Here is a 20,270-nt window from a genome sequence, read left to right on the forward strand (position 1 = left end):
GCGGCCGTTCAGGACAGCGGCGGCCGGCCACCTGAAGAGCCGGCCGCCACGGAGCTCAGGCGCTCAGCGTCACCAGCAGCGAGGAACCGCCGAGATCCACCTCGGTGTCCCCGGGCTGCACCGCGTACTCCCCGACGCCGAGCAGCGTCTCCGCCACCTCCGGCAGGGCGATGCGGGCGGCGGACTCGCCGACGTTGATCGCGACGGTCACCCGACCGCGGCCGAGAGTCAGCCAGCGGGCCTCCTCGTCGAACTCCACGCGGAGCGACCCGAAGCGCGGGTCCGTCAGCTCGGGGTAGCGGCGGCGGATCGCCGCCAGCTCGCGGTACACCTCGAGGGTGCGGGCGTGACGCCCCTCCCCGACCTCGGACCAGTCGAGCCGCGAGCGCAGGAACGTCTCCGGGTCCTGCGGGTCGGGCACGACCTCCGGGTCCCAGCCCATTTTCGCGAACTCCTCGATGCGGCCCTTCGCCGTCGCCTCGCCCAGATCCTTCTCCGGGTGCGAGGTGAAGAACTGCCACGGGGTCGACGCCGCCCACTCCTCCCCCATGAACAGCATGGGAGTGAAAGGGCCCAGCAGCGTCAGAGCCGCGGCGATCGCGAGGCGCCCCTCGTCGAGGGTCGCCGTCAGACGGTCGCCGACCGCCCGGTTGCCGATCTGGTCGTGGTTCTGGCTGCAGACCACCAGGCGCCAGGTCGGCATGTGCTCGGTGTCCACCGGACGGCCGTGGTGGCGGCCGCGGAACGTCGAGAGGGTGCCGTCGTGGAAGAAGCCCCGCGTCAGCACCTTCGCGAGGGCGCCGAGCGGCGCGAAGTCCTCGTAGTACCCCGTGGTCTCCCCGGTCAGCGCGACGTGGACCGCGTGGTGGAAGTCGTCGCTCCACTGCGCGTCGAGCCCGTAGCCGTGCGCCTCCCGCGGAGTGATCAGCGTCGGGTCGTTGAGGTCGGACTCGGCGATCAGCGTCAGAGGGCGCCCGACGTGGGCCGACAGCACGGCCACCTCGCTCGCCATCTCCTCGAGCACGTGCACGGCCCGCTCGTCCGAGAGGGCGTGCACCGCGTCCAGGCGCAGGGCGTCGACGTGGTAGTCGCGCAGCCACATCAGAGCGTTGTCGATGATGTACCCGCGGACGGTGTCCGAACCCTCGCCGTCGAGGTTGATCGAGCTGCCCCAGGTGTTGGCCTTCTCGTTCTTGAGGTACGGGCCGAACTCCGGCAGGTAGTTGCCGCTCGGGCCGAGGTGGTTGTAGACGACGTCCTGGACCACGCCGAGGCCGGCACGGTGGGCGGCGTCCACGAAGCGCTGGTACGCCTCGGGTCCGCCGTACGGCTCGTGCACGGCGTACCAGAGGACGCCGTCGTAGCCCCAGTTGTGCGTTCCGTTCACCGCGTTGACCGGCAGCAGCTCGATGAAGTCCACGCCGATCGAGCGCAGGTGCTCGAAGCGCTCCGCCGCCGCGTCCAGGGTGCCCTCGGGTGTGAACGTGCCGAGGTGCAGCTCGTAGATGACGGCGCCGGCGAGCTCGCGCCCGGTCCAGGCGGAGTCGCCCCACTCGTGCGCCGAGGGGTCGAACGTGCGCGAGAGCTCGTGCACGCCCTTCGGCTGGCGACGCGAGCGGGGGTCCGGCAGCGGACCGCTGCCGTCCACCCGGTACCCGTAGTCGACCTCGCCGGTGGCCGGGGCCGACGCGGGCGCCCGCCACCATCCGTCGTCTCCGTGGCGGGTCATCGTCAGCGACGAGTCGTCGCCGAGGAGGAGCTCGACCGTCGAGGCCTCGGGGGCCCAGACGTCGAACCGCTCGGGCCCGGTCGTCGGGAGTGCGTAGCGGTAGGGAGTCGTGCTGATCACTGCTGTCTCCAGGAGGGGTCGGATCGGTCTGCGGTGCGGTGCGGAACCGGTCAGGAGACCGGGGCGAGCAGTGCCACGGGGTAGTCGGCGAGGATCTCGGCGACCGGAGTCACTCCTCCCGCGAAGGTGCGGCCGGTGAGGACGTCCTCCATCGGGTGCCCGGGCAGGACCACGACCGTGCCGTTCCACCCGCCCGAAGCGGCGAGGCCCTCGGGGAGCCTGGTCGCGACGGTCAGCGCGCCGCCGCGGTCGAAAGCGATCGCGTGCTCGGCGGCGGGCCCGATCGCGGGGACGGCGGCGTAGCGGGTGAACAGCTCGGGGCGGTCGCGGCGGAGCCGGAGGGCGCGTGAGGTGACGAGGAGCTTCGCGGCTCCCTCGGCGTCGATCGCGGGCTTCCAGCCGCCGTCGATCCGCTCCAGCAGCGCTCGACGCTGCCCGAAGTCGACCTCGCGGCGGTTGTCCGGGTCGACGAGGGAGGTCTCCCAGAGCTCGCTGCCCTGGTAGACGTCCGGGATGCCCGGGGCGGTGATCTGCACGAGCTTCGCGGCGAGGCCGTTCGACCAGCCGGCGGCCGACACCCGCTCGACGGTCTGCTCGACCAGCCGGCGGACGGCGGGCTCGTCGAACGCCGCGTCGATCGCCGCGTGCATCCGCTTCTCGAACTGCTCGTCAGGAGCGGTCCAGTGCGTCGAGTCGTCGGCCTCGCGCGACGCCTTCTCGGCGTAGGCGTGCAGGCGCTCGCGGCTGGCGGGCCAGGTCCCCACGACGGCCTCCCAGAGCAGGTGCTCGATCGGGCCGTCGCCGAAGCCGACGAGGTCGTGGAGCTCGCGGAGCGTCGCCGCCCACGCCTCCGGGTCCTCGGCCAGTGCGGTGATGCGGGCACGGGTGTCCTCGCCGCGCTTCGTGTCGTGGGTCGAGAGCGTGGTGAGCGAGGCGGGGAACGAGGCCTGGCGCACGGCCTGGCGGCGGTGGAACTCGACCAGGTCGATCGCGAACTCGTCCGGGTCCGCTCCGACCTCGTTCAGCGAGGTGAGGCGGCTGAAGCGGTAGAACGCCGTGTCCTCGACGCCCTTCGCCATCACCATGCCGGAGGTCTGCTGGAAGCGCACGGACACCGGAGTGCCGGTCTCGCCGAGCGCCGCGGCGACCTCGTCGATGGTCGCGCGGATCTCGGGACGGCGGCGCACGGCGTCGACGCGGGCGTGCTCGAGGTGCTCCGCTCCGTAGGGGAGGTAGCTGCGGTAGACCGGGTAGGTCGCCAGGAGCTCCGCCAGCGCGTCGTCCGCTCCCTCGATGCCGGGGATCAGGCGGGCCAGCCGCAGGACCTCGGAGCGGAGGATGCCGTCGGCGATGCCGCGCTTGGTGTCGTGGATGAGGTCGGCCCACTGCAGCGGGGCGCCCTTCCCCGTGAGCTCGGCGTCGAGGCCCTCCAGCACGGGGCGGGCGTCGGGGTCGACCAGGATGCGGTCGACGTCGGCCAGGGCGTCGTAGCCCGTGGTGCCGACGGTCGCCCAGTGCGGCGGGAGCTCCTCGTCGCCCTCGAGGATCTTCTCGACCCAGACCGGGGCGCCGCCGATCGCGCGGGCCAGGTCGTCGAGGTATCCGCCCGGGTCGGCCAGGCCGTCCGGGTGGTCGACGCGCAGGCCGTCTGCGAGCCCCTCGGTGAACCAGCGGACGATCTCGGCGTGCGAGGCGTCGAACACCTCGGGCCGCTCGACCGTGATGGCGGCGAGGGTGTTCACCGCGAAGAAGCGGCGGTAGTTCAGCTCCGCGTCGGCGCGGCGCCAGTTCACGAGCTCGTAGCTCTGGCGCTCGTGCACCGTGCGGCCGGAGTCGCCGGGCTCGGCGGTTCCGGGCGCGATCGGCAGGCGGTTCTCGTAGTAGTGCAGCTCGTCGCCGACGACCTCGAGCGCGTCGAGCTCGCTGTCGCTGTCGCCCTCGCTCGCACCGTCGCCGAGGATCGGCACGCGCAGCTTCCCGCCCCCCGCCTCCCAGTCGATGTCGAAGGCGGTGGCGTAGCGGGAGGACTTCCCGTTCCTCAGCAGGTCCCACCACCACGAGTTCCCGCTCGGGGTCGCGACGCCCATGTGGTTGGGGACGATGTCGATGAGGACGCCGAGGCCCTCCGCCCGCGCCGCGGCCGAGGCGTTCGCCAGGCCGGCCGCGCCACCGCGGTCGGGATCGACCTCGGTGTGGTCCACCACGTCGTAGCCGTGGTCCGAGCCGGGCTCGGCCTTCAGCAGCGGCGAGAAGTACAGCCAGTCCGCTCCGAGCGCGCGCACGTAGTCGGCGACGCGGGCGGCGTCGTCGAGGTCGAACGCCGACCGGATCTGGAGGCGGTAGGTGGAGGCGGGCAGACGCACGTCAGGCTCCTGTCGAGGGTGCGGTCGCGGAGTCGGTCGACTCGGCGTGGGGGCTGGTGGGTCCCGTCGAGGAGACGATCGGGATGGCCGAGGTGGCGGCCAGGGACGCGAGCGAGGCGGCGACCGAGTGGTCGACCTCGGGCTCGGGGGTGCTGTGCTCCTGGAGGATGACGAGAGACTTCGCCTGGACGGTGAGCATCGCCCCCGCCGGACGCGGGATCGAGTCCGCCTCGGCGCCGGCGGTGTCGACGAGGACGCTCCACTCGAGCGCGTACTCGTCGCTCGGGATCGCGAACTCGACGTCGACGTCGTCGGCGTTGAAGTACAGGAGGAAGCTGTCGTCGGTGACGGGGCGCCCGCGCTGGTCGCGCTCGCGGATCCCGTTGCCGTTGAGGTAGATGCCCACCGATCGGCCGAGACCGGAGTCCCAGTCGGACGGGGACATCTCGGTGCCGGCGGCGGTGAACCAGACGATGTCGGGCAGGGGCTCGCCGTCGCCGCGCAGGACGGGGCGGCCGTCGAAGAAGCGCATGCGGCGGAAGGTCGGGTGCTCGGCGCGCAGGCGGATGAGCGCCGCGGTGAACTCGAGCAGCGGCCGGTCGGCGTGCGCCCAGTCGATCCAGGTCAGCTCGCTGTCCTGGGCGTAGGTGTTGTTGTTGCCGTTCTGGGTCCGGCCCAGCTCGTCGCCGTGGAGGATCATCGGAACGCCCTGGGAGATCAGCATCGTCGCGAGGAAGTTCCGCTGCTGGCGCGCCCGGAGCGCGAGCACCCGCGGGTCGTCCGTGGGCCCCTCCACGCCGTGGTTCCAGGAGCGGTTGTGCGACTCGCCGTCGTTGCCGTCCTCGCCGTTGGCGTCGTTGTGCTTCTCGTTGTACGAGACCAGGTCCCGGAGGGTGAAGCCGTCGTGCGCCGTGACGAAGTTGATCGAGGCGACCGGGTAGCGGCCCGAGTGCGCGTAGAGGTCGGCCGAGCCGGTGAGGCGCGAGGCGAACTCCCCCAGCGTCGACGGCTCGCCGCGCCAGAAGTCGCGGACCGTGTCGCGGTACTTGCCGTTCCACTCCGTCCACTGGGGCGGGAAGTTGCCCACCTGGTAGCCGCCCGGCCCGACGTCCCACGGCTCGGCGATCAGCTTCACCTGCGAGACCACCGGGTCCTGCTGGACGAGCTCGAAGAAGGTGGAGAGCCGGTCGACGTCGTAGAACTCGCGTGCCAGCGCCGAGGCGAGGTCGAAGCGGAAGCCGTCGACGCGCATCTCCGTCACCCAGTAGCGCAGCGAGTCCATGATCAGCTGGAGCGAGTGCGGGTGTCGCACGTTCAGGGTGTTCCCGGTGCCGGTGTAGTCCATGTAGTAGCGCTTGTCGTCGTCGACGAGGCGGTAGTACGCCTCGTTGTCGATGCCGCGGAACGACAGGGTGGGGCCGAGGTGGTTGCCCTCCGCCGTGTGGTTGTAGACCACGTCGAGGATGACCTCGATGCCGGCCGCGTGGAGCGCCTTCACCATGCTCTTGAACTCCTGGACCTGCTGGCCCTGGTCGCCCGTGGAGGAGTAGGTGTTCTGCGGTGCGAAGAAGCCGATCGTGTTGTAGCCCCAGTAGTTCGAGAGGCCCTTGTCCATCAGCGTCGAGTCGTTCACGAACTGGTGCACGGGCATGAGCTCGATCGCCGAGACGCCCAGGTGCTTGAGGTGGTCGATCACCGCGGGGTGGGCGACTCCGGCGTAGGTGCCGCGGAGCTCCTCCGGCACGTCGGGGTGCGTCTTGGTGAGCCCCTTCACGTGCGCCTCGTAGATCACGGTGCTGTCGTAGGAGGTGCGCGGGCGGCGGTCACCGGCCCAGTCGAAGAAGGGGTTGATGACGACGCCCATCATCATGTGCGGCGCCGAGTCCTCGTCGTTCGTCGAGTCCGGGTCGCCGAAGGTGTACGAGAAGAGGGACTGGTCCCAGTCGATCTCCCCCGAGATCGCCTTCGCGTAGGGGTCCAGCAGCAGTTTGTTCGGGTTGCAGCGGTGGCCGGCGTCGGGGTCGTACGGTCCGTGGATGCGGAAGCCGTAGCGCTGGCCCGGCTGGACCTGCGGGAGGTAGCAGTGCCAGACGTAGGCGTCCGACTCCTGGATCTCGACACGCGTCTCGGTGCCGTCCTCCGCGAAGAGGCACAGCTCGACGCGCTCGGCGATCTCGCTGAACAGGGCGAAGTTCGTGCCGCTTCCGTCGAACGTCGCGCCCAACGGGTAGGCGGTTCCGGGCCAGGTCTCCACGAGACTCCTCAGGGGATTGTTCTCGGGCAGTCCGGGAGACGCCGATGTGCGGTCTGCGGATGCCCGACGTCGGGGGTGATGGTCCGTCACTTCCGCGACGGACCGACTGCTCAGCTTAGCGAGCGTGTCTCGAGCATTCCCCTGACGGTCAGCGCTCATCGCGCGGTCCTCCTCCGGTGGTCACGACCGGCGGCCGGAACCGCCGTCCGGTTCGTCCTGCGGGCGCGTGAGCGGGCAGGTCGTTCCGGTGGGTCACGCTCGAACAGTACGGTCGCGCCCGGTCCGCCGGGGAGGGCTGGCGCCGCGCCGGGTGCATCGGCTAGAACGCGCCGGAGGGACTGTCCGGCGCACGAAGAGGGGCCGGCCCGCTGGGCAGGAGCAGCGATCGGCTCCGTCGTCGAGAATGCGGCGCCACGTACCGGGGCGCCGCACCGCGATCAGTGCGAGCCGAGCCTGCGCCGCAGGAGGTCGATCCGCGCCTGCAGCTGGGTCACGCTCGCCTGCGCCACCGCGGGTCCGCCGCAGAGCCGGCGCAGCTCGGTGTGCACCTGGCCGTGCGACTCGCCCGTCCCCCGTGCCCACAGGCCGACCAGGGAGTTGAGCAGACTGCGCTGCTCCTTGAGCGTGCGGTAGAGCGGCGCCGGGATCTCGCTCGCCGGCTCGGCCGGGGCCGCCGCCCCCGCGCGGCTGCCGGCGCGCTTGGCCTGCCGCTGCTGCCGGTGCTGGAGCAGCTCCCGCACCTGGTCGGGCTCGAGGAGCCCCGGCAGGCCGATGAAGTCGAGCTCCTCCTCGCTCTCGACCTCGACCTCCATCCCGAACTCGGCGCCCTCGTAGACGACGCGGTCGAAGGTGGCGGCCGAGCCGATCGACTCGAAGCGGCCCTCCTCCAGGAGATCGGAGGACGCCTTGTCGCTGCGCTCGGCGTCGGCCATCAGGTCGGCTTCGGGGTACTCCTCGTCGTCGGAGGTCCTGCGGTCGAGGGCGTGATCGCGCTGCAGCTCCATCGAGCCCGCCAGCGCGAGCAGGCCGGGCACGTTCGGGAGGAACACCGAGGCGGTCTCGCCGCGGCGCCGCGCGCGCACGAAGCGGCCGATCGCCTGGGCGAAGAACAGAGGAGTCGACGCCGATGTCGCGTACACGCCGACGGCGAGCCTCGGCACGTCGACGCCCTCGGAGACCATGCGGACCGCGACCATCCAGCGACCGGTGTCCTTCGCGAACTCCTCGATCCGGTCGCTCGCCTCCTTCTCGTCGGAGAGCACGACGGTGACGGTCTCGCCGCTGATCTCGCGGAGCATGGCGGCGTAGGCGCGCGCGGTGTAGTGGTCGGTCGCGATGACCAGGCCGCCGGCGTCGGGCACGGCGCGCCGCACCTCGGTGAGGCGGGTGTTGGCGGCGCGGAGGACCGAGGGGATCCAGTCGCCCTTCGGGTCCAGCGCGGTCCGCCAGGCCTGCGAGGTGATGTCCTTGGTGTTGCCCTCGCCGAGCCGCGCCTCCATCTCGTCGCCGGCCTTCGACTTCCAGCGCATCTGCCCGGCGTAGACCATGAACAGCACCGGCCGGACGACGCCGTCCGCGAGCGCGCGGCCGTAGCCGTAGGCGTAGTCGGTGAGCGAGGTGCGGATGCCCTCCTCGTCCGGCAGGTAGCTGACGAACGGGATCGCCGCCGTGTCCGAGCGGAACGGCGTCCCGGTCAGCGAGAGCCGGCGGACCGCGGGCTCGAAGGCCTCGCGCACCGCGTCGCCCCAGCTGAGGGCGTCGCCGGCGTGGTGCACCTCGTCGAGGATGACGAGGGTGCGTCCGGACAGGGTGAGCTCGCGGTGGAGCTCGGCGCGGACGGCGACCTGCGCGTAGGTGACGGCGACGCCGTGGTAGTGGCGGGCGTGGCGGCCCATGCGGTTGGTGAAGGTCGGGTCCAGCCGGATGCCGACGCGGTGCGCGGCCTCGGCCCACTGGCGCTTGAGGTGCTCCGTCGGTGCGACCACGGTGATCCGGTCGACCGTGCGGTTGTGCAGCAGCTCGGCGGCCAGACGCAGCGCGAAGGTGGTCTTGCCCGCGCCCGGGGTCGCGGCGGCCAGGAAGTCGCGCGGCTCGTGCTGGAAGTAGGCCTCGAGCGCCTCCGCCTGCCAGGCGCGGAGCTTGTTCGCGGTACCCCACGGCGCCCTGCCCGGGAACGACGGGGACAGGTGCTCAGCGGCGGAGGTGCCGACCTGATGACCGAAGCTCGAGGGACTGTTCACGTGGACCGAATCTAGCCGACGCCTCCGACAGCGGCTCGGTCTCCGCGGCCCGCCGGGAGGCGCACGGCGTGTCGCGCCGTGCCACCGGCGGCCGGGTGCGGAGCATGATGGAGGGATGGTCGAGCAGCGTCATCCGTGGTCCCGCTACGTCGCCCTGGGCGACTCCTTCACCGAGGGGATCGGCGATCCCGAGCCCGGCAGCCCCGGCGGGCACCGCGGCTGGGCGGACCGCGTGGCGGAGGTCCTGGGCAGCCAGAACGAGGACTTCGCCTACGCCAACCTGGCGGTCCGCGGCCGCCTCCTGCAGCAGATCGTCGACGAGCAGGTCGAGCCCGCCCTGGAGCTGCGCCCCGACCTCATCACCATCTCCGCGGGCGGGAACGACGTCATCCGCCCGGGGACCGACCCCGACGACATCGCGTCCCGCTTCGAGTCGGGCCTCGCCCGGCTCCGCTCCGACGGGGCGACCGTCGTCCTCTTCACCGGAGTGGACGTGGGCTTCTCCCCCGTGTTCGGGCGGATCCGCGGGAAGGTCGCGATCTACAACGAGAACCTGCGGGCGCTGGCCAAGCGGTACGACTGCATCGTCGCCGACCAGTGGTCCCTCCAGGAGATCCAGGACGTGCGGATGTGGGCGCCGGACCGCCTGCACCTCAACCCGCACGGCCACCACGAGGTCGCGCGCATGGTCCTCGAGTCGCTGAACGTCGAGAACGACCTGCGCCCCCTCGCCCCGGAGCCGCTGCACGCCCGCACCTGGCGTGCCGCCCGCACGGAGGACATCCAGTGGGCGCGGGAGTACCTCGTGCCCTGGGTGCTGCGCCGAGTCCGCCACCAGTCCTTCGGCGACTTCATCACCGCCAAGCGGCCCTCCGCCGAGCGCTGGAGCACCGCTCCCGCGGCCTCGGAGCCGGGCTCGGTCGTGCCGGGCAACGCGACGCCGGAGGAGGTCGCCGAGGACATCGCGACCGCCGGCGTGCGGATCGTCGGCGACCGGGCCGCGGATCCCGTGGACTGATCAGTTCCCGGGAGGCGGCGGCTCGCCCCGCGCTCAGCCGAACAGCTCGGCCGGGTGGCCGAGGCGCCAGGCGAAGCCCGGGTCCTCGATCGACCCGTCGGCGACGAGGGGAAGCTCGTACGGGGTGCCGTTGACGTCGACGGTCGCGGTCCCCACGCGCTCGCCGTCGGCGACGGTCTCGAGCGGATCGAGGGCGACCGTGGTCGACGTCGAGACCGCACCCCACACCAGCACGGACCGCGCCTCCGCGGTCTCGGCCGTCGCCGTCTCCCCCCAGGCGCTCGTGAGGGTGCCGTAGTCCTGCCCCTCGACGGTCAGCGGGACGGTCCGGAAGCCCGCCTCGACGGTCGGGACGAGGGTCAGCACGTCCGCGGCGAGCTGCGGGTGCGTGCGCGCGCCCACCACCACGCCGACCAGGGTGACCGGCCGGCCCTCGACGGTCGCGTCGAGCGAGAACAGCAGGCACGAGCCCGCCTCGTCGGTCGTCCCCGTCTTGATCCCATCCACTCCCGAGCGGCCGAGGAGCGAGTTGGTGTTGTCGACCTCGCCGACCCCCGGGATGACCGCGGTCGGCATCGCGACGATCGGAGCGAGCACCGGGTCCGCGATCAGCAGCTCGCCCAGGCGCACCATCTCGGCCGTCGTGCTGACCGTCGCCGGCGAGAGCCCGCTGGTGTCGGCGAGGGAGGTCCGCTCGAGCCCCTGCCCGTCCAGCCAGCCGCGCGCCGCGGCGAGGAAGGCGTCCTCCGAGCCGTACGCCCAGATCGCGAGGGACTTCGCGTAGTTGTTCGCGGACGGGAGCATCATGGCGGTCAGCGCCTCCCGCTCGGTCAGCTGCAGACCCGCGGTGACCGGAGCGTTCGAGCCGTTCTCGGCCAGGGTGTCGTTGTAGTACTGCACGTCCGCGCTCGTGAAGGTGATGGTCTCCCCGTCCGTCCCCTCTGCGATCGGCTTCGCCGCGAGGACGACGAGAGCGGTGACGACCTTGGCGATGCTCCCCGTCGGCACGGTTCCGGTGGAGCCGTAGCGGGCGAGCAGCCCGTCCTCCTCCGTCCCGTCGATGCCCACGGCCGCCACGGCGCCGGAGCCGTAGGCCGGCCAGGCCGGAGCGGGCGCGTCGACGGTGCTCGAGACGGGGTCCACCGCGACGGCGCTCGCCGTCGGCAGCTCCGCGGTCGCGGCGTTGGTCGCGTAGGCACCGCCTCCACCGACCAGCACGGTCGCAGCGACGAGACCGGCGACGACCGCCCCGCGCCGTCGACGCGGTCGCGGCTCCGGCGCGGCGGGCTCCCCGAACAGGTCGAGGGCGTCGTCGGATCGGGTCGGGGAGGTCACCCCGTCATCGTACGGGCGGGCCTCTCACCCGTCCCGGACGCCGCCCCGTCGTCGGACGCGGCGGGTGACGCGCGGCACCGACCCCGATCCAGCGGCGGGAGCGTCAGCAGCAGGTCACCGCGGGGCCGCCGAGCGCCGGAGCCGGGCGGTCAGCGCCCGCGGGTCAGCGCCCACAGTGCGACGGCGCTCGCCGAGGCCACGTTGAGCGAGTCGACGCCGTGCAGCATCGGGATGGTGACGACGGTGTCCGAGGCGGCCAGCGCCGCGCGGCTGAGCCCGTCCCCCTCGGCGCCCAGGACGATCGCGACGCGCTCAGGGCGAGCCGCCGCGTACTCGTCGAGCGGCACCGCGTCCGGAGCGAGCGCCAGCGCGGCGACCGAGAACCCGGCCTCCTCCAGAGCCCGGCGAGCCGGTGCCCACTCGGGGGTGCGGGTCCACGGCACCTGCAGGACCGTGCCCATGCTCACCCGGACGCTGCGACGGTACAGGGGGTCCGCGCAGCGCGGCGTCACGAGGACCGCGTCCGCGCCCATGCCGGCCGCGGCGCGGAAGACGGCGCCGACGTTCGTGTGGTCGACCAGGTCCTCCAGGATCACGACGAGGCGCGCGCCCTCCAGCAGCTCGGCCATCGGCCGCAACGGCGGACGGTGCATCGAGGCGAGCGCTCCGCGGTGGAGGTGGAATCCGGTCAGCTCCTCGATCAGCGGATCCGGCGCCACGAAGACCGGCACCTCGGGGTGACGCTCGAGCACCCCGGCCGCGTCCGGCAGCCGCTTCTCCTGCACCAGGACCGAGCGGGGACGGTGCCCGGCGTCGAGCGCCCGCTCGATCACCTTGGCGGACTCGGCGATGTACAGACCGCCCTCCGGCTCCAGCACCCGCCGCAGCGCCACGTCGGTGAGGCGGTGGTAGTCGGCGAGGAGCGGGTGGTCGAGGTCGGTGATGTGCACGATCGGCATCCCGGCAATCTAGGGCACGGCGCGGACTAAACTCGTCCAGGGGCCGCTCGAACGGCCCTCGAAGGAGGCGCGGATGGAGTCGAGTCCGACACCGGTCGCCGAGGGCCCCGAGGCGCTCGCGGTCGAGCAGGCCGTCGAACTCCTCAGCGGGCGCCGCATCGCCGCCGTCACCGGCGCGGGCATGAGCACCGACTCGGGCATCCCCGACTACCGCGGAGCCGGGGCACCGGTGCGCAGCCCGATGACCTACTCCCAGTTCGTCGCCGATCCCGACTACCGCCGCCGGTACTGGGCCGGCAGCCAGCTCGGCTGGCGCCGCTTCACCAGCACGCGCCCCAACGACGGCCACCGGGCCCTGGCCCGGCTCGAGGAGCGCGGCCTGCTCACGGGCGTCGTCACGCAGAACGTCGACGGCCTGCACGTCCGAGCCGGTTCGCGCCGCGTGGTGGATCTGCACGGCTCGGCGGACCGTGTGCGCTGCATGACCTGCGGCCAGTACTTCGCCCGCGACGCGGTGGCCGAGCGGATCGAGGCGCTCAACCCCTGGCTCGACGACCCCGACGTCTCCTCCCTCAACCCCGACGGCGACGCCGAGGTCCACGACGTCTCGGCGATGACCGTCCCCGAGTGCACGGTCTGCGGCGGGATCCTGAAGCCGGACATCGTCTTCTTCGGCGAGTTCATCCCGACCGAGCGGTTCGAGGAGGCGCGCGCCATCGTCGCGGGCGCCGACGCCCTGCTCGTCGCCGGCTCGTCGCTCGTGGTCAACTCCGGCATCCGCTTCCTCGAGATCGCCCGACGCGCCCGGATGCCGATCGTGATCGTCAACCGCGGCACCACCAAGGGCGACTCGCGGGCAAGCATCAAGATCGACGGAGGCACCAGCGAGGTGCTCCGCGAGCTCGCCGAGCGCCTGCCCGCGCGCCGCACCGCCGCCCTCTGAGCTCCCGCCCGCTCCGCACCCGACCTCCCGAGAGGCCCCTGTGACCCAGCTCACCCTCGTCCGCCACGGCCAGACCGACTGGAACGCCACCCGGCGCATCCAGGGCAGGAGCGACATCCCGCTCAACGCGACCGGGCGCGCCCAGGCGCGGGCGGCGGCGCGGCTGCTCGCCGACCGGCGCTTCGACGCGGTGGTCGCCAGTCCGCTGCAGCGCGCCTTCGACACCGGAGCGATCATCGCGCGCGGTCTCGGACTCGACGAGCCGCTGGCGGTGCCGGGCCTGGCCGAGCGCGCCTACGGCGAGGCGGAGGGGATGACCGGTCCCGAGCTCGCCGAGCGCTTCCCCGGAGGCATCGAGCGCGCGCCGATCCCCGGCTGCGAGACCCGCGCCGAAGTCGTCGAGCGGGCGACCGCCGCGCTGCTCGAGGTGGCCGAGCGCTTCCCTGACGCGTCCGTCGTCGTCGCCACGCACGGTGCGGTCATCGGCAGCCTGATCCGCGCGCTCAGCAGCGAGGACCTCCCCGTGCACGGCGTCTCGGTCGGCAACGGCTCCCGGCACGACTTCGCGATCGTCGACGGGGCACTGCGCATCGTCGGCGTCGACGACTCCGGCGACGTGGTCGTGGCGGACGTCGACCTCGACGACGTGCTCAGCCCGGCCCCGGGAGCCTGACGGCCCGCCTCCCGGAGGCGGTCCGATCGCCGGACCGCGTCAGCGCCGGCCGAGGTCCTGCAGGAGCCCGAAGAGCACCCGGGCGGAGTCGCGCCAGGAGAAGGCCGCGGCCCGCTCCCTCGCCCGGGCCGAGTGCGTCCGCCACACGGCGCCGTCCTCGAGCGACCGCACGCCGTCCGCGATGCCCTTCGCGCTCGACGGGTCGACGTACACGGCGGCGTCCTGGGCGATCTCGCGGAAGATCGGGATGTCGCTCACCACGACCGGCGTCCCGAGCGCCATCGCCTCGACCAGCGGGATCCCGAAGCCCTCGTCCCTGCTCGCCGTCACGAGAGCGGTCGCCCGCGCGAGCACCGCACGGTACTCCGCGTCCGGCGCCCCCTGGTGGAACACCAGCTTCGCGGTCGGCGCCAGGGCCCGGAGCGTCTCGACGGTCTCGTCGGTCGCCCGACTCATCAGGTGCAGCTCGTAGTCGGGCAGCAGCCGCATCGCGCGCGCGAGCGTCTCGACGTTCTTGTAGGGCATGAACGAGCCCATGTAGACGAGCGAGCGCGCGGCCGACCGGTCGGGCAGCGATCCCGCCAGAGCGGCGCTCGCCTCGTCGGGCTCGGTCGCCGCGTTCGGGACGACGACCACCGGCCGGGTGGTGAGGCGGTGGGAGCGGATCAGGTCGCGGGTCGTCTCCGAAACGGTGACGACCGCGTCGGCGCGCTGGAGGAGCCTCCGCTGCGGCCACCAGGCGAGGTGGTAGAGCCGCCAGAGCGCGCGCACGGGAGCGGCCAAGTCGCGCGGCGGAGTGCGGTGGCGGTAGTAGATGAGGTCGTGCACGGTCAGGACGAGCCGGTAGCGGCGGCCGAGCGAGCCCATGGTCTGCATCGGCGAGAAGACCACGTCGGGCCGCAGCCGGTTCACCAGCAGCGCGACGAACGGCTCGAACGGGCTGGTCGGCCCGGTCACGCGCTCCCACGGGAGCGACGGGAGCATCGCGAGCTGGCGGCGGTCGCTGATCAGCATGGTCACGTCGTGCAGCTTCGCGAGCTCGCGGACGAGCTCCGCGGTGTAGCGGCTGATCCCGTCGTGCCGCTCGAGCCGGGTGTACCGGCAGTCGACGACGATCCTCATCGGTCGATCCCCTCCTCGAGGGCCGTCCGCAGCACGGCGGCGGCCTCGTCCGGCGTCTCGTAGTGGATCAGGTGGCCGACTCCGTCGATGACGTGCAGGCGGGCGTGCGGCAGCCTCTCGAGCAGGCGGTACTGCGCCGGGAGCGGAGTGATGTCGTCCTGCGCCGCGGCGATCAGCTGGGTCGGCACGCCGATCCGGGAGGCGTACTCGCCGACGTCGTGCGAGACGGAGGCGCGGAACGCCTCGAGGACCGTGTCGCGGGAGGCGAAGGCGCTGAAGTAGCGGTCGTGCTGGTCGTGCACGAAGCGTCGCAGCGCCGGCTCCTTCGTCTTCACCATCGCCAGGCTCATCACCCGCACGATCAACGGGTCGCTGAGCAGGCGGCGTCCGAGGGGCCCCGGCAGGAGCGCGCCGAGCCGGTAGTAGAGGACGGCGAGCCTGGTCAGGACGCCGCGGGGACCCTGCAGGGCGGGCGCGCCGATCGGGTTGACCAGCACCAGGAGCGGAGCGGGCAGCCCGTCCGCGACGGCCGCGGCCGCGACGATCGAGCCGAAGGAGTGGCCGAGGACGGCCGCCTCTCCGCGGAGCCCCAGCGCGTCGAGGAAGGAGCCGAGCCAGGAGGCGTAGCCGTCCACGTCGTGCGGCAGGCGCGTCATGGGGGTCGAGGCGCCGAAGCCGGGCAGGTCGGGAGCGACGACCCGCACGTCCGCTCCCCCGGCGAGCAGACGGGCGACGACGGGCTCGAGGCCGTGGTGCTCGCCGCGGAACCCGTGCACCAGCACGAGGACGCTCGAGGCGTCCGGAGCGCCGTAGGTCCAGTAGGCGGTGCGGGATCCGGCGACGTCCACCGCGGCCTCGCGGACGGGGACACGGCCGAGATCGGAGGCGTAGGGGGAGGGAGTGGTCATCGCGTTCCTTATCGTAGGGAAAGCCCGTCGAAGATCTGGCCGCAACGCCTTGCGTGGCCTCGATCCGAGCCGGGAGCATGATCACGCGCTCGCAACACGGCGCACCGCCCACCCGTCTCGCGAGACGGTCATCCGCTCAGGCAGCAGCAGAAGGAGCACCGTGAGCTTCACGTCGCCGATCCAACTCCCCGGACTCGCCCTCGACCCCCAGTGGTACCGCCGGGCGGTGTTCTACGAGGTGATGATCCGGTCGTACTACGACTCCAACGGCGACGGCGCCGGCGACATCAACGGGCTCGCCTCCAAGCTCGACTACCTGCAGTGGCTCGGCATCGACGCCCTCTGGCTCCCGCCGTTCTACATGTCGCCTCTGCGCGACGGCGGCTACGACGTCTCCGACTTCAAGGCGATCCTCCCCGAGTTCGGCACGATGGAGGACTTCCGCGACCTCGTGCGGAAGGCCCACGAGCGCAACATGCGCATCGTGATGGACTTCCCGCTCAACCACACCAGCGACCAGCACGAGTGGTTCCAGCAGTCCCGGTCCGACCCCGAGGGCCCCTACGGCGACTTCTACGTCTGGAACGACACCGACGACAAGTGGCCGGACATCCGCATCATCTTCGTCGACACGGAGGACTCGAACTGGGCCTTCGACGCCGAGCGCCGCCAGTTCTACTTCCACCGCTTCTTCTCGCATCAGCCGGACCTCAACTTCGAGAACCCCGCCGTGCACGAGGCGATCCACGACGTGGTCAAGTTCTGGCTCGACCTCGGCGTCGACGGCATCCGGCTCGACGCGATCCCCTACCTCTACGAGTCCGACGAGGGCAACGGAGAGGGCGAGCCGCCCACCCACGAGTTCATCAAGAACCTCCGCACCATGGTCGACCGCGACTACCCCGGCCGCATCCTGATCGCCGAGGCGAACCAGTGGCCGCGGGAGGTCGCCGCGTTCTTCGGCACGGAGGAGGAGCCCGAGTGCCACATGGCGTTCGACTTCCCGGTCATGCCGCGCATCTTCTACTCCCTCCGCGCGCAGACGGCGAACGAGCTGAAGAAGGTGCTCTCCGAGACGTTCGACATCCCCAGCGGCGCCGCCTGGGGCGTGTTCCTCCGCAACCACGACGAGCTCACGCTCGAGATGGTGTCCGAGGAGTACCGCCAGGCCATGTACGGCTGGTACGCCTACGACCCGCGGATGCGCTCGAACATCGGCATCCGCCGCAGGCTCGCGCCGCTGCTGGACAACTCGCGTGCCGAGCTCGAGCTGATCAACGCCCTGCTCTTCTCCCTCGCCGGCAGCCCGTTCCTGTACTACGGCGACGAGATCGGCATGGGCGACAACATCTGGCTCAACGACCGCGACGCGTCGCGCACGCCGATGCAGTGGACGCCCGACCGCAACGCCGGCTTCTCGGCCGCCGACCCCGGCAAGCTCGTGCAGCCGATCGTCCAGTCGCTCGTCTACCACTACAACCAGGTCAACGTGGAGGCGCAGCTGGCGCAGTCCCGCTCCCTGCTGCACTGGATGCGGAACGTCCTGCACGTGCGCCGCGGCCACCCGGCGTTCGGCCTGGGGTCGATGCGCGTCCTCGAGACGGACCACGAGTCGGTGCTCGCCTTCGTGCGGGACTACGCCGGCTCGGGCTCCGAGATGGGCGACCAGCCCGAGGAGGTGCTCTGCGTCTTCAGCTTCAACCACAACCCGGTCTCGGTCACGATCACGGACCCGGAGAACCCCGGATCGACGCTCAGCGACCTGTTCGGCGGCGGCCGCTTCCCCGGATTCTCGGACGACGGCACGCTGACGATGACACTCGGCACGCAGGGCTTCTTCTGGCTCCACGTCGCCAAGGCGCACGAGGCCCGCTGACCCGGCAGCACGCCGAGGGGCCTCCGGCCGATGTCGGAGGCCCCCTTTAGGCTGTCGGCGTGAGCACCACCGGAACGACCGAGACGCAGACCGAGCCGATGCTGTTCGACGACGCCGAGCAGGAGCTCGTCCCCTCCGAAGGGGCGCGGTGGTTCGACCTGCTGGCCGTGTTCGACCTCGAGACCACCGGCATCGACGTCCGCACGAGCCGCATCGTCACCGCGCACGTCGGCGTGATCGACGCGGCGGGCGAGCCGATCGAGGGCACGACCTGGCTCGCCGATCCCGGGGTCGAGATCCCGGCCGGCGCCTCCGCCGTCCACGGGATCAGCACCGAACACGCCCGCGCGCACGGCCGCCCCGCCGGCGAGGTCGTGGCCGAGATCTCCGAGGCGCTGCGCTCGCTCCTCGCCCGCGGCATCCCGGTCGTCGTCTACAACGCCCCCTACGACCTCTCACTTCTCGCCCACGAGGCGCGCCGCTGGGGCGTGCCCGTGCTGCTCGACCCGAGCCCCGTCGTCGATCCGCTCGTGATCGACAAGGCGGTGGACCGCTACCGCAAGGGCAAGCGCACCCTGACCCTCGCCGCCGAGCACTACGGCGTCGCCCTCACCGAGGCGCACGACGCGGGCGCGGACGCGATCGCGGCGGGTCGGGTCGCCCAGGCGCTGGGCCGCGCCTTCGCCGACGAGCTCGGAGTCGGCGCGGAGGCCCTGCACGCGCTCCAGGTCGACTGGTGCCGCACCCAGGCCGAGTCCTTCCAGGAGTACATGCGCCGCGTCCGCGACGAGTCCTTCGTCGCCGACGGGGGCTGGCCGGTCCGCCACTGACCCCTCAGGTCAGCGTGCGCCCCTCGCGCAGGAGCGCCACGTACTCCGCGATCCGCCGCTCCCGCGTCGCCGCCCGCTTCAGCTGCGAGAGGCGGAAGAGGAACGCGAAGCGCCTCTGCCCGCCGACGGTCGCGAAGAAGGCCAGCGCCTGCGGATCCGCGTCGAGCGCCCGCTGGAAGTCGTCCGGCACCTCCGCATCGCGCTGCCGGTAGGCCGCGTCCCAGCGCCCGTCGGCACGTGCCCGCTCGACCTCGGCCAGCCCGCCCGGCAGCATCCGACCCTCCGCCAGCAGCCGTGCGACATGATCGCGGTTGACCTTGGACCACGGGCTCGCGCGACGCCGCGGGGTGAAGGCCTGGAGCTTGAACTGCTCGTCGAAGGCTCCCGCCTGACCGTCGATCCAGCCGTGGCAGAGCGCGATGTCGAGCGCCTCGGCGTAGGTGATCCCCGGATCGACGGCGGCCTTCTTCCGCAGCTTCAGCCGGACTCCGTCCGGGTCGGGCTCGCCGCGGAGGTAGGCGTCCCACTCTTCAGGAGTCGTGAACGGCAGGATCGGCTTGTCGGCGAAGGACACCATGCCGGGACGCTACCGCGCCGGCTCCCCGACGGCCACGGCCCGCCCGTCGGCGCAAGCCCTCGCTCCGCGGACCGCGGCGCTGTGGGATCGGGTGAGCACGTGTTCCCCCTCCCCCTCTCGCAAGGAGAAGTCATGCCCACCATCCGCACGGTCACCGTCCTCGGCAGCGGAGTGCTCGGCTCCCAGATCGCCTTCCAGTCGGCCTTCCACGGCTTCGCCGTCACCGTCTACGACCTCTCCGACGACGTCCTCGAGTCGGCGCGCGAGCGGCTCCGCGGTCTCGCGGGCGTCTACGAGTCGGTGCCCGGCGGCGTCGCCGGCGGACCGCAGGAGGCGCTCGACTCCCTCCGCCTCACCTCCGACCTCGCGGAGGCTGTCGCCGACGCCGACCTCGTGATCGAGGCCGTCCCCGAGGACCTGGGCCTGAAGCAGGAGCTGTACGGCCGCCTGGGTGCGCTCGCTCCCGAGCGCACGGTCTTCGCGACCAACTCGTCCACGCTGCTCCCCAGCGACCTGAAGGCCTCGACCGGCCGACCCGACCGGTTCCTCGCGCTGCACTACGCCAACCACGTCTGGGCGCAGAACACGGCCGAGATAATGGGGACGGCGGACACGGACCCCGCCGTGGTCGACGCCGTCGTGGAGTTCGCCGTCTCCAGCGGCCTCGAGCCCATCAGGCTGCAGAAGGAGAAGGCCGGCTACGTCCTGAACTCGCTGCTGGTGCCGCTCCTCAACGCCGCGTCGGGTCTGCTCATGGGCGGTTACGCCGACCACGAGACCATCGACAAGACCTGGAGGATCGGCACCGGCGCCCCGCTCGGACCCTTCCAGATCTTCGACGTCGTCGGTCTGCGGACCGCCTACAACATCGCCGCCGCGGCCCCGGACGAGGCCTCCCAGGCCTTCGCCGCCCACCTGAAGACGGAGTACCTCGATCGCGGCCGCCTCGGAACGGCCACCGGAGAGGGCTTCTACCGCTACTGAGGACCGCCCCGCACGAACGACGAAGGGCCCCCGACCGTGAGGTCGAGGGCCCATCGAGGAGTGCTACTTGCCGAAGTTCTTGTAGCGGCTGTTGAACTTCTCGACGCGGCCGGCCGAGTCCATGATGCGCTGCTTGCCCGTGTAGAACGGGTGCGAGGCGGAGGAGATCTCGACGTCGATGACGGGGTAGGTCACACCGTCGAGCTCGATCGTCTTGCTGCTCTTCGCGGTCGAGCGGGTGAGGAAGGTCTCACCGGACGCGAGGTCGCGGAAGACGATCGCGGAGTACTCGGGGTGGATGTCGGTCTTCATGGTCGTGTCCTGTCGTCGATGGTCCTG

Annotated in this window: 16 protein-coding genes; 6 read left to right on the forward strand and 10 right to left on the reverse strand. The window is 72.0% G+C overall.

Going from position 1 to position 20,270, the window contains the following annotated elements:
- Window positions 1-55: 55 nt before the first annotated feature.
- The 4 genes from treZ to C5C29_RS08570 all read right to left on the reverse strand — a co-directional run bounded on the left by treZ (window position 56) and on the right by C5C29_RS08570 (window position 8,706).
- Window positions 56-1,849, reverse strand: coding sequence for a malto-oligosyltrehalose trehalohydrolase (treZ, locus tag C5C29_RS08555; protein WP_258062130.1), 1,794 nt, complete (start codon window positions 1,847-1,849; stop codon window positions 56-58).
- A 50-nt stretch (window positions 1,850-1,899) separates the two neighbouring features.
- On the reverse strand, window positions 1,900-4,212 hold the full coding sequence (gene treY, locus C5C29_RS08560; RefSeq protein WP_104221990.1) for a malto-oligosyltrehalose synthase: 2,313 nt from the start codon (window positions 4,210-4,212) through the stop codon (window positions 1,900-1,902).
- 1 nt (window position 4,213) lies between these two features.
- On the reverse strand, window positions 4,214-6,466 hold the full coding sequence (glgX, locus tag C5C29_RS08565) for a glycogen debranching protein GlgX (protein WP_104221988.1): 2,253 nt from the start codon (window positions 6,464-6,466) through the stop codon (window positions 4,214-4,216).
- 437 nt (window positions 6,467-6,903) lie between these two features.
- Complete coding sequence (locus C5C29_RS08570) at window positions 6,904-8,706, reverse strand: DEAD/DEAH box helicase (RefSeq protein ID WP_104221986.1); 1,803 nt, start codon at window positions 8,704-8,706, stop codon at window positions 6,904-6,906.
- A gap of 115 nt (window positions 8,707-8,821) precedes the next feature.
- Between C5C29_RS08570 and C5C29_RS08575 the strand changes: the two genes are divergently transcribed.
- Entirely contained in the window at window positions 8,822-9,724 is a 903-nt protein-coding gene (locus C5C29_RS08575) for an SGNH/GDSL hydrolase family protein (RefSeq protein WP_104308244.1), read from the forward strand.
- Window positions 9,725-9,757: 33 nt separating this feature from the next.
- Here the strand turns inward: C5C29_RS08575 and C5C29_RS08580 are convergent, their stop codons facing one another.
- Both C5C29_RS08580 and C5C29_RS08585 read right to left on the reverse strand, forming a co-directional pair.
- Window positions 9,758-11,059 carry a D-alanyl-D-alanine carboxypeptidase family protein gene (locus C5C29_RS08580; RefSeq protein WP_104221982.1) on the reverse strand — a complete coding sequence of 434 codons (1,302 nt, stop codon included), beginning with the start codon at window positions 11,057-11,059 and terminating at the stop codon, window positions 9,758-9,760.
- 149 nt (window positions 11,060-11,208) lie between these two features.
- The gene (locus C5C29_RS08585; RefSeq protein WP_104221980.1) at window positions 11,209-12,018 is read right to left on the reverse strand and encodes an RNA methyltransferase; all 810 of its coding nucleotides are present in this window, start codon (window positions 12,016-12,018) and stop codon (window positions 11,209-11,211) included.
- A gap of 73 nt (window positions 12,019-12,091) precedes the next feature.
- On the opposite strand from C5C29_RS08585, the gene C5C29_RS08590 reads away from it, so the two are divergent.
- The gene (locus tag C5C29_RS08590) at window positions 12,092-12,961 is read left to right on the forward strand and encodes a Sir2 family NAD-dependent protein deacetylase (RefSeq protein WP_104221978.1); all 870 of its coding nucleotides are present in this window, start codon (window positions 12,092-12,094) and stop codon (window positions 12,959-12,961) included.
- Between the two features lie 40 nt (window positions 12,962-13,001).
- A complete protein-coding gene (locus C5C29_RS08595; protein WP_104221976.1) occupies window positions 13,002-13,634 on the forward strand; it encodes a histidine phosphatase family protein in 633 nt (210 codons plus the stop codon).
- Between the two features lie 39 nt (window positions 13,635-13,673).
- On the opposite strand, the gene C5C29_RS08600 is transcribed toward C5C29_RS08595, so the two are convergent.
- Both C5C29_RS08600 and C5C29_RS08605 read right to left on the reverse strand, forming a co-directional pair.
- On the reverse strand, window positions 13,674-14,756 hold the full coding sequence (locus C5C29_RS08600; protein ID WP_104221974.1) for a glycosyltransferase family 1 protein: 1,083 nt from the start codon (window positions 14,754-14,756) through the stop codon (window positions 13,674-13,676).
- Window positions 14,753-15,664: an alpha/beta fold hydrolase gene (locus C5C29_RS08605; protein ID WP_104221972.1), complete on the reverse strand. Its 912-nt coding sequence runs from the start codon at window positions 15,662-15,664 to the stop codon at window positions 14,753-14,755. The genes C5C29_RS08600 and C5C29_RS08605 overlap by 4 nt, the downstream gene beginning before the upstream one ends.
- A 160-nt stretch (window positions 15,665-15,824) precedes the next feature.
- On the opposite strand from C5C29_RS08605, the gene treS reads away from it, so the two are divergent.
- On the forward strand, window positions 15,825-17,540 hold the full coding sequence (gene treS / locus C5C29_RS08610; protein ID WP_104221970.1) for a maltose alpha-D-glucosyltransferase: 1,716 nt from the start codon (window positions 15,825-15,827) through the stop codon (window positions 17,538-17,540).
- A 98-nt stretch (window positions 17,541-17,638) separates the two neighbouring features.
- Window positions 17,639-18,370: a 3'-5' exonuclease gene (locus C5C29_RS08615; protein WP_104222136.1), complete on the forward strand. Its 732-nt coding sequence runs from the start codon at window positions 17,639-17,641 to the stop codon at window positions 18,368-18,370.
- 4 nt (window positions 18,371-18,374) lie between these two features.
- On the opposite strand, the gene C5C29_RS08620 is transcribed toward C5C29_RS08615, so the two are convergent.
- Window positions 18,375-18,947 carry a YdeI family protein gene (locus C5C29_RS08620; RefSeq protein WP_104221968.1) on the reverse strand — a complete coding sequence of 191 codons (573 nt, stop codon included), beginning with the start codon at window positions 18,945-18,947 and terminating at the stop codon, window positions 18,375-18,377.
- A gap of 132 nt (window positions 18,948-19,079) precedes the next feature.
- Here C5C29_RS08620 and C5C29_RS08625 point away from each other — a divergent pair, with 132 nt between their 5' ends.
- Window positions 19,080-19,931, forward strand: a complete 852-nt coding sequence (locus C5C29_RS08625; protein WP_104308245.1) for a 3-hydroxyacyl-CoA dehydrogenase — start codon at window positions 19,080-19,082, stop codon at window positions 19,929-19,931.
- Between the two features lie 63 nt (window positions 19,932-19,994).
- On the opposite strand, the gene C5C29_RS08630 is transcribed toward C5C29_RS08625, so the two are convergent.
- Window positions 19,995-20,243 carry a type B 50S ribosomal protein L31 gene (locus C5C29_RS08630; protein WP_068253003.1) on the reverse strand — a complete coding sequence of 83 codons (249 nt, stop codon included), beginning with the start codon at window positions 20,241-20,243 and terminating at the stop codon, window positions 19,995-19,997.
- Window positions 20,244-20,270: the final 27 nt, after the last annotated feature.

Source organism: Rathayibacter sp. AY1H2, from assembly GCF_002931985.1.
Taxonomy (GTDB): Bacteria; Actinomycetota; Actinomycetes; order Actinomycetales; family Microbacteriaceae; genus Rathayibacter.

Bases quoted from the DNA above. Each gene is read 5' to 3' on its own strand.
- C5C29_RS08600 (WP_104221974.1), bottom strand. From the start codon at position 14,756: ATGAGGATCGTCGTCGACTGCCGGTACACCCGGCTCGAGCGGCACGAC.
- C5C29_RS08620 (WP_104221968.1), bottom strand. From the start codon at position 18,947: ATGGTGTCCTTCGCCGACAAGCCGATCCTGCCGTTCACGACTCCTGAA.
- C5C29_RS08615 (WP_104222136.1), top strand. From the start codon at position 17,639: ATGCTGTTCGACGACGCCGAGCAGGAGCTCGTCCCCTCCGAAGGGGCG.
- C5C29_RS08630 (WP_068253003.1), bottom strand. From the start codon at position 20,243: ATGAAGACCGACATCCACCCCGAGTACTCCGCGATCGTCTTCCGCGAC.
- C5C29_RS08605 (WP_104221972.1), bottom strand. From the start codon at position 15,664: ATGACCACTCCCTCCCCCTACGCCTCCGATCTCGGCCGTGTCCCCGTC.
- C5C29_RS08590 (WP_104221978.1), top strand. From the start codon at position 12,092: ATGGAGTCGAGTCCGACACCGGTCGCCGAGGGCCCCGAGGCGCTCGCG.
- C5C29_RS08625 (WP_104308245.1), top strand. From the start codon at position 19,080: ATGCCCACCATCCGCACGGTCACCGTCCTCGGCAGCGGAGTGCTCGGC.
- C5C29_RS08585 (WP_104221980.1), bottom strand. From the start codon at position 12,018: ATGCCGATCGTGCACATCACCGACCTCGACCACCCGCTCCTCGCCGAC.
- C5C29_RS08575 (WP_104308244.1), top strand. From the start codon at position 8,822: ATGGTCGAGCAGCGTCATCCGTGGTCCCGCTACGTCGCCCTGGGCGAC.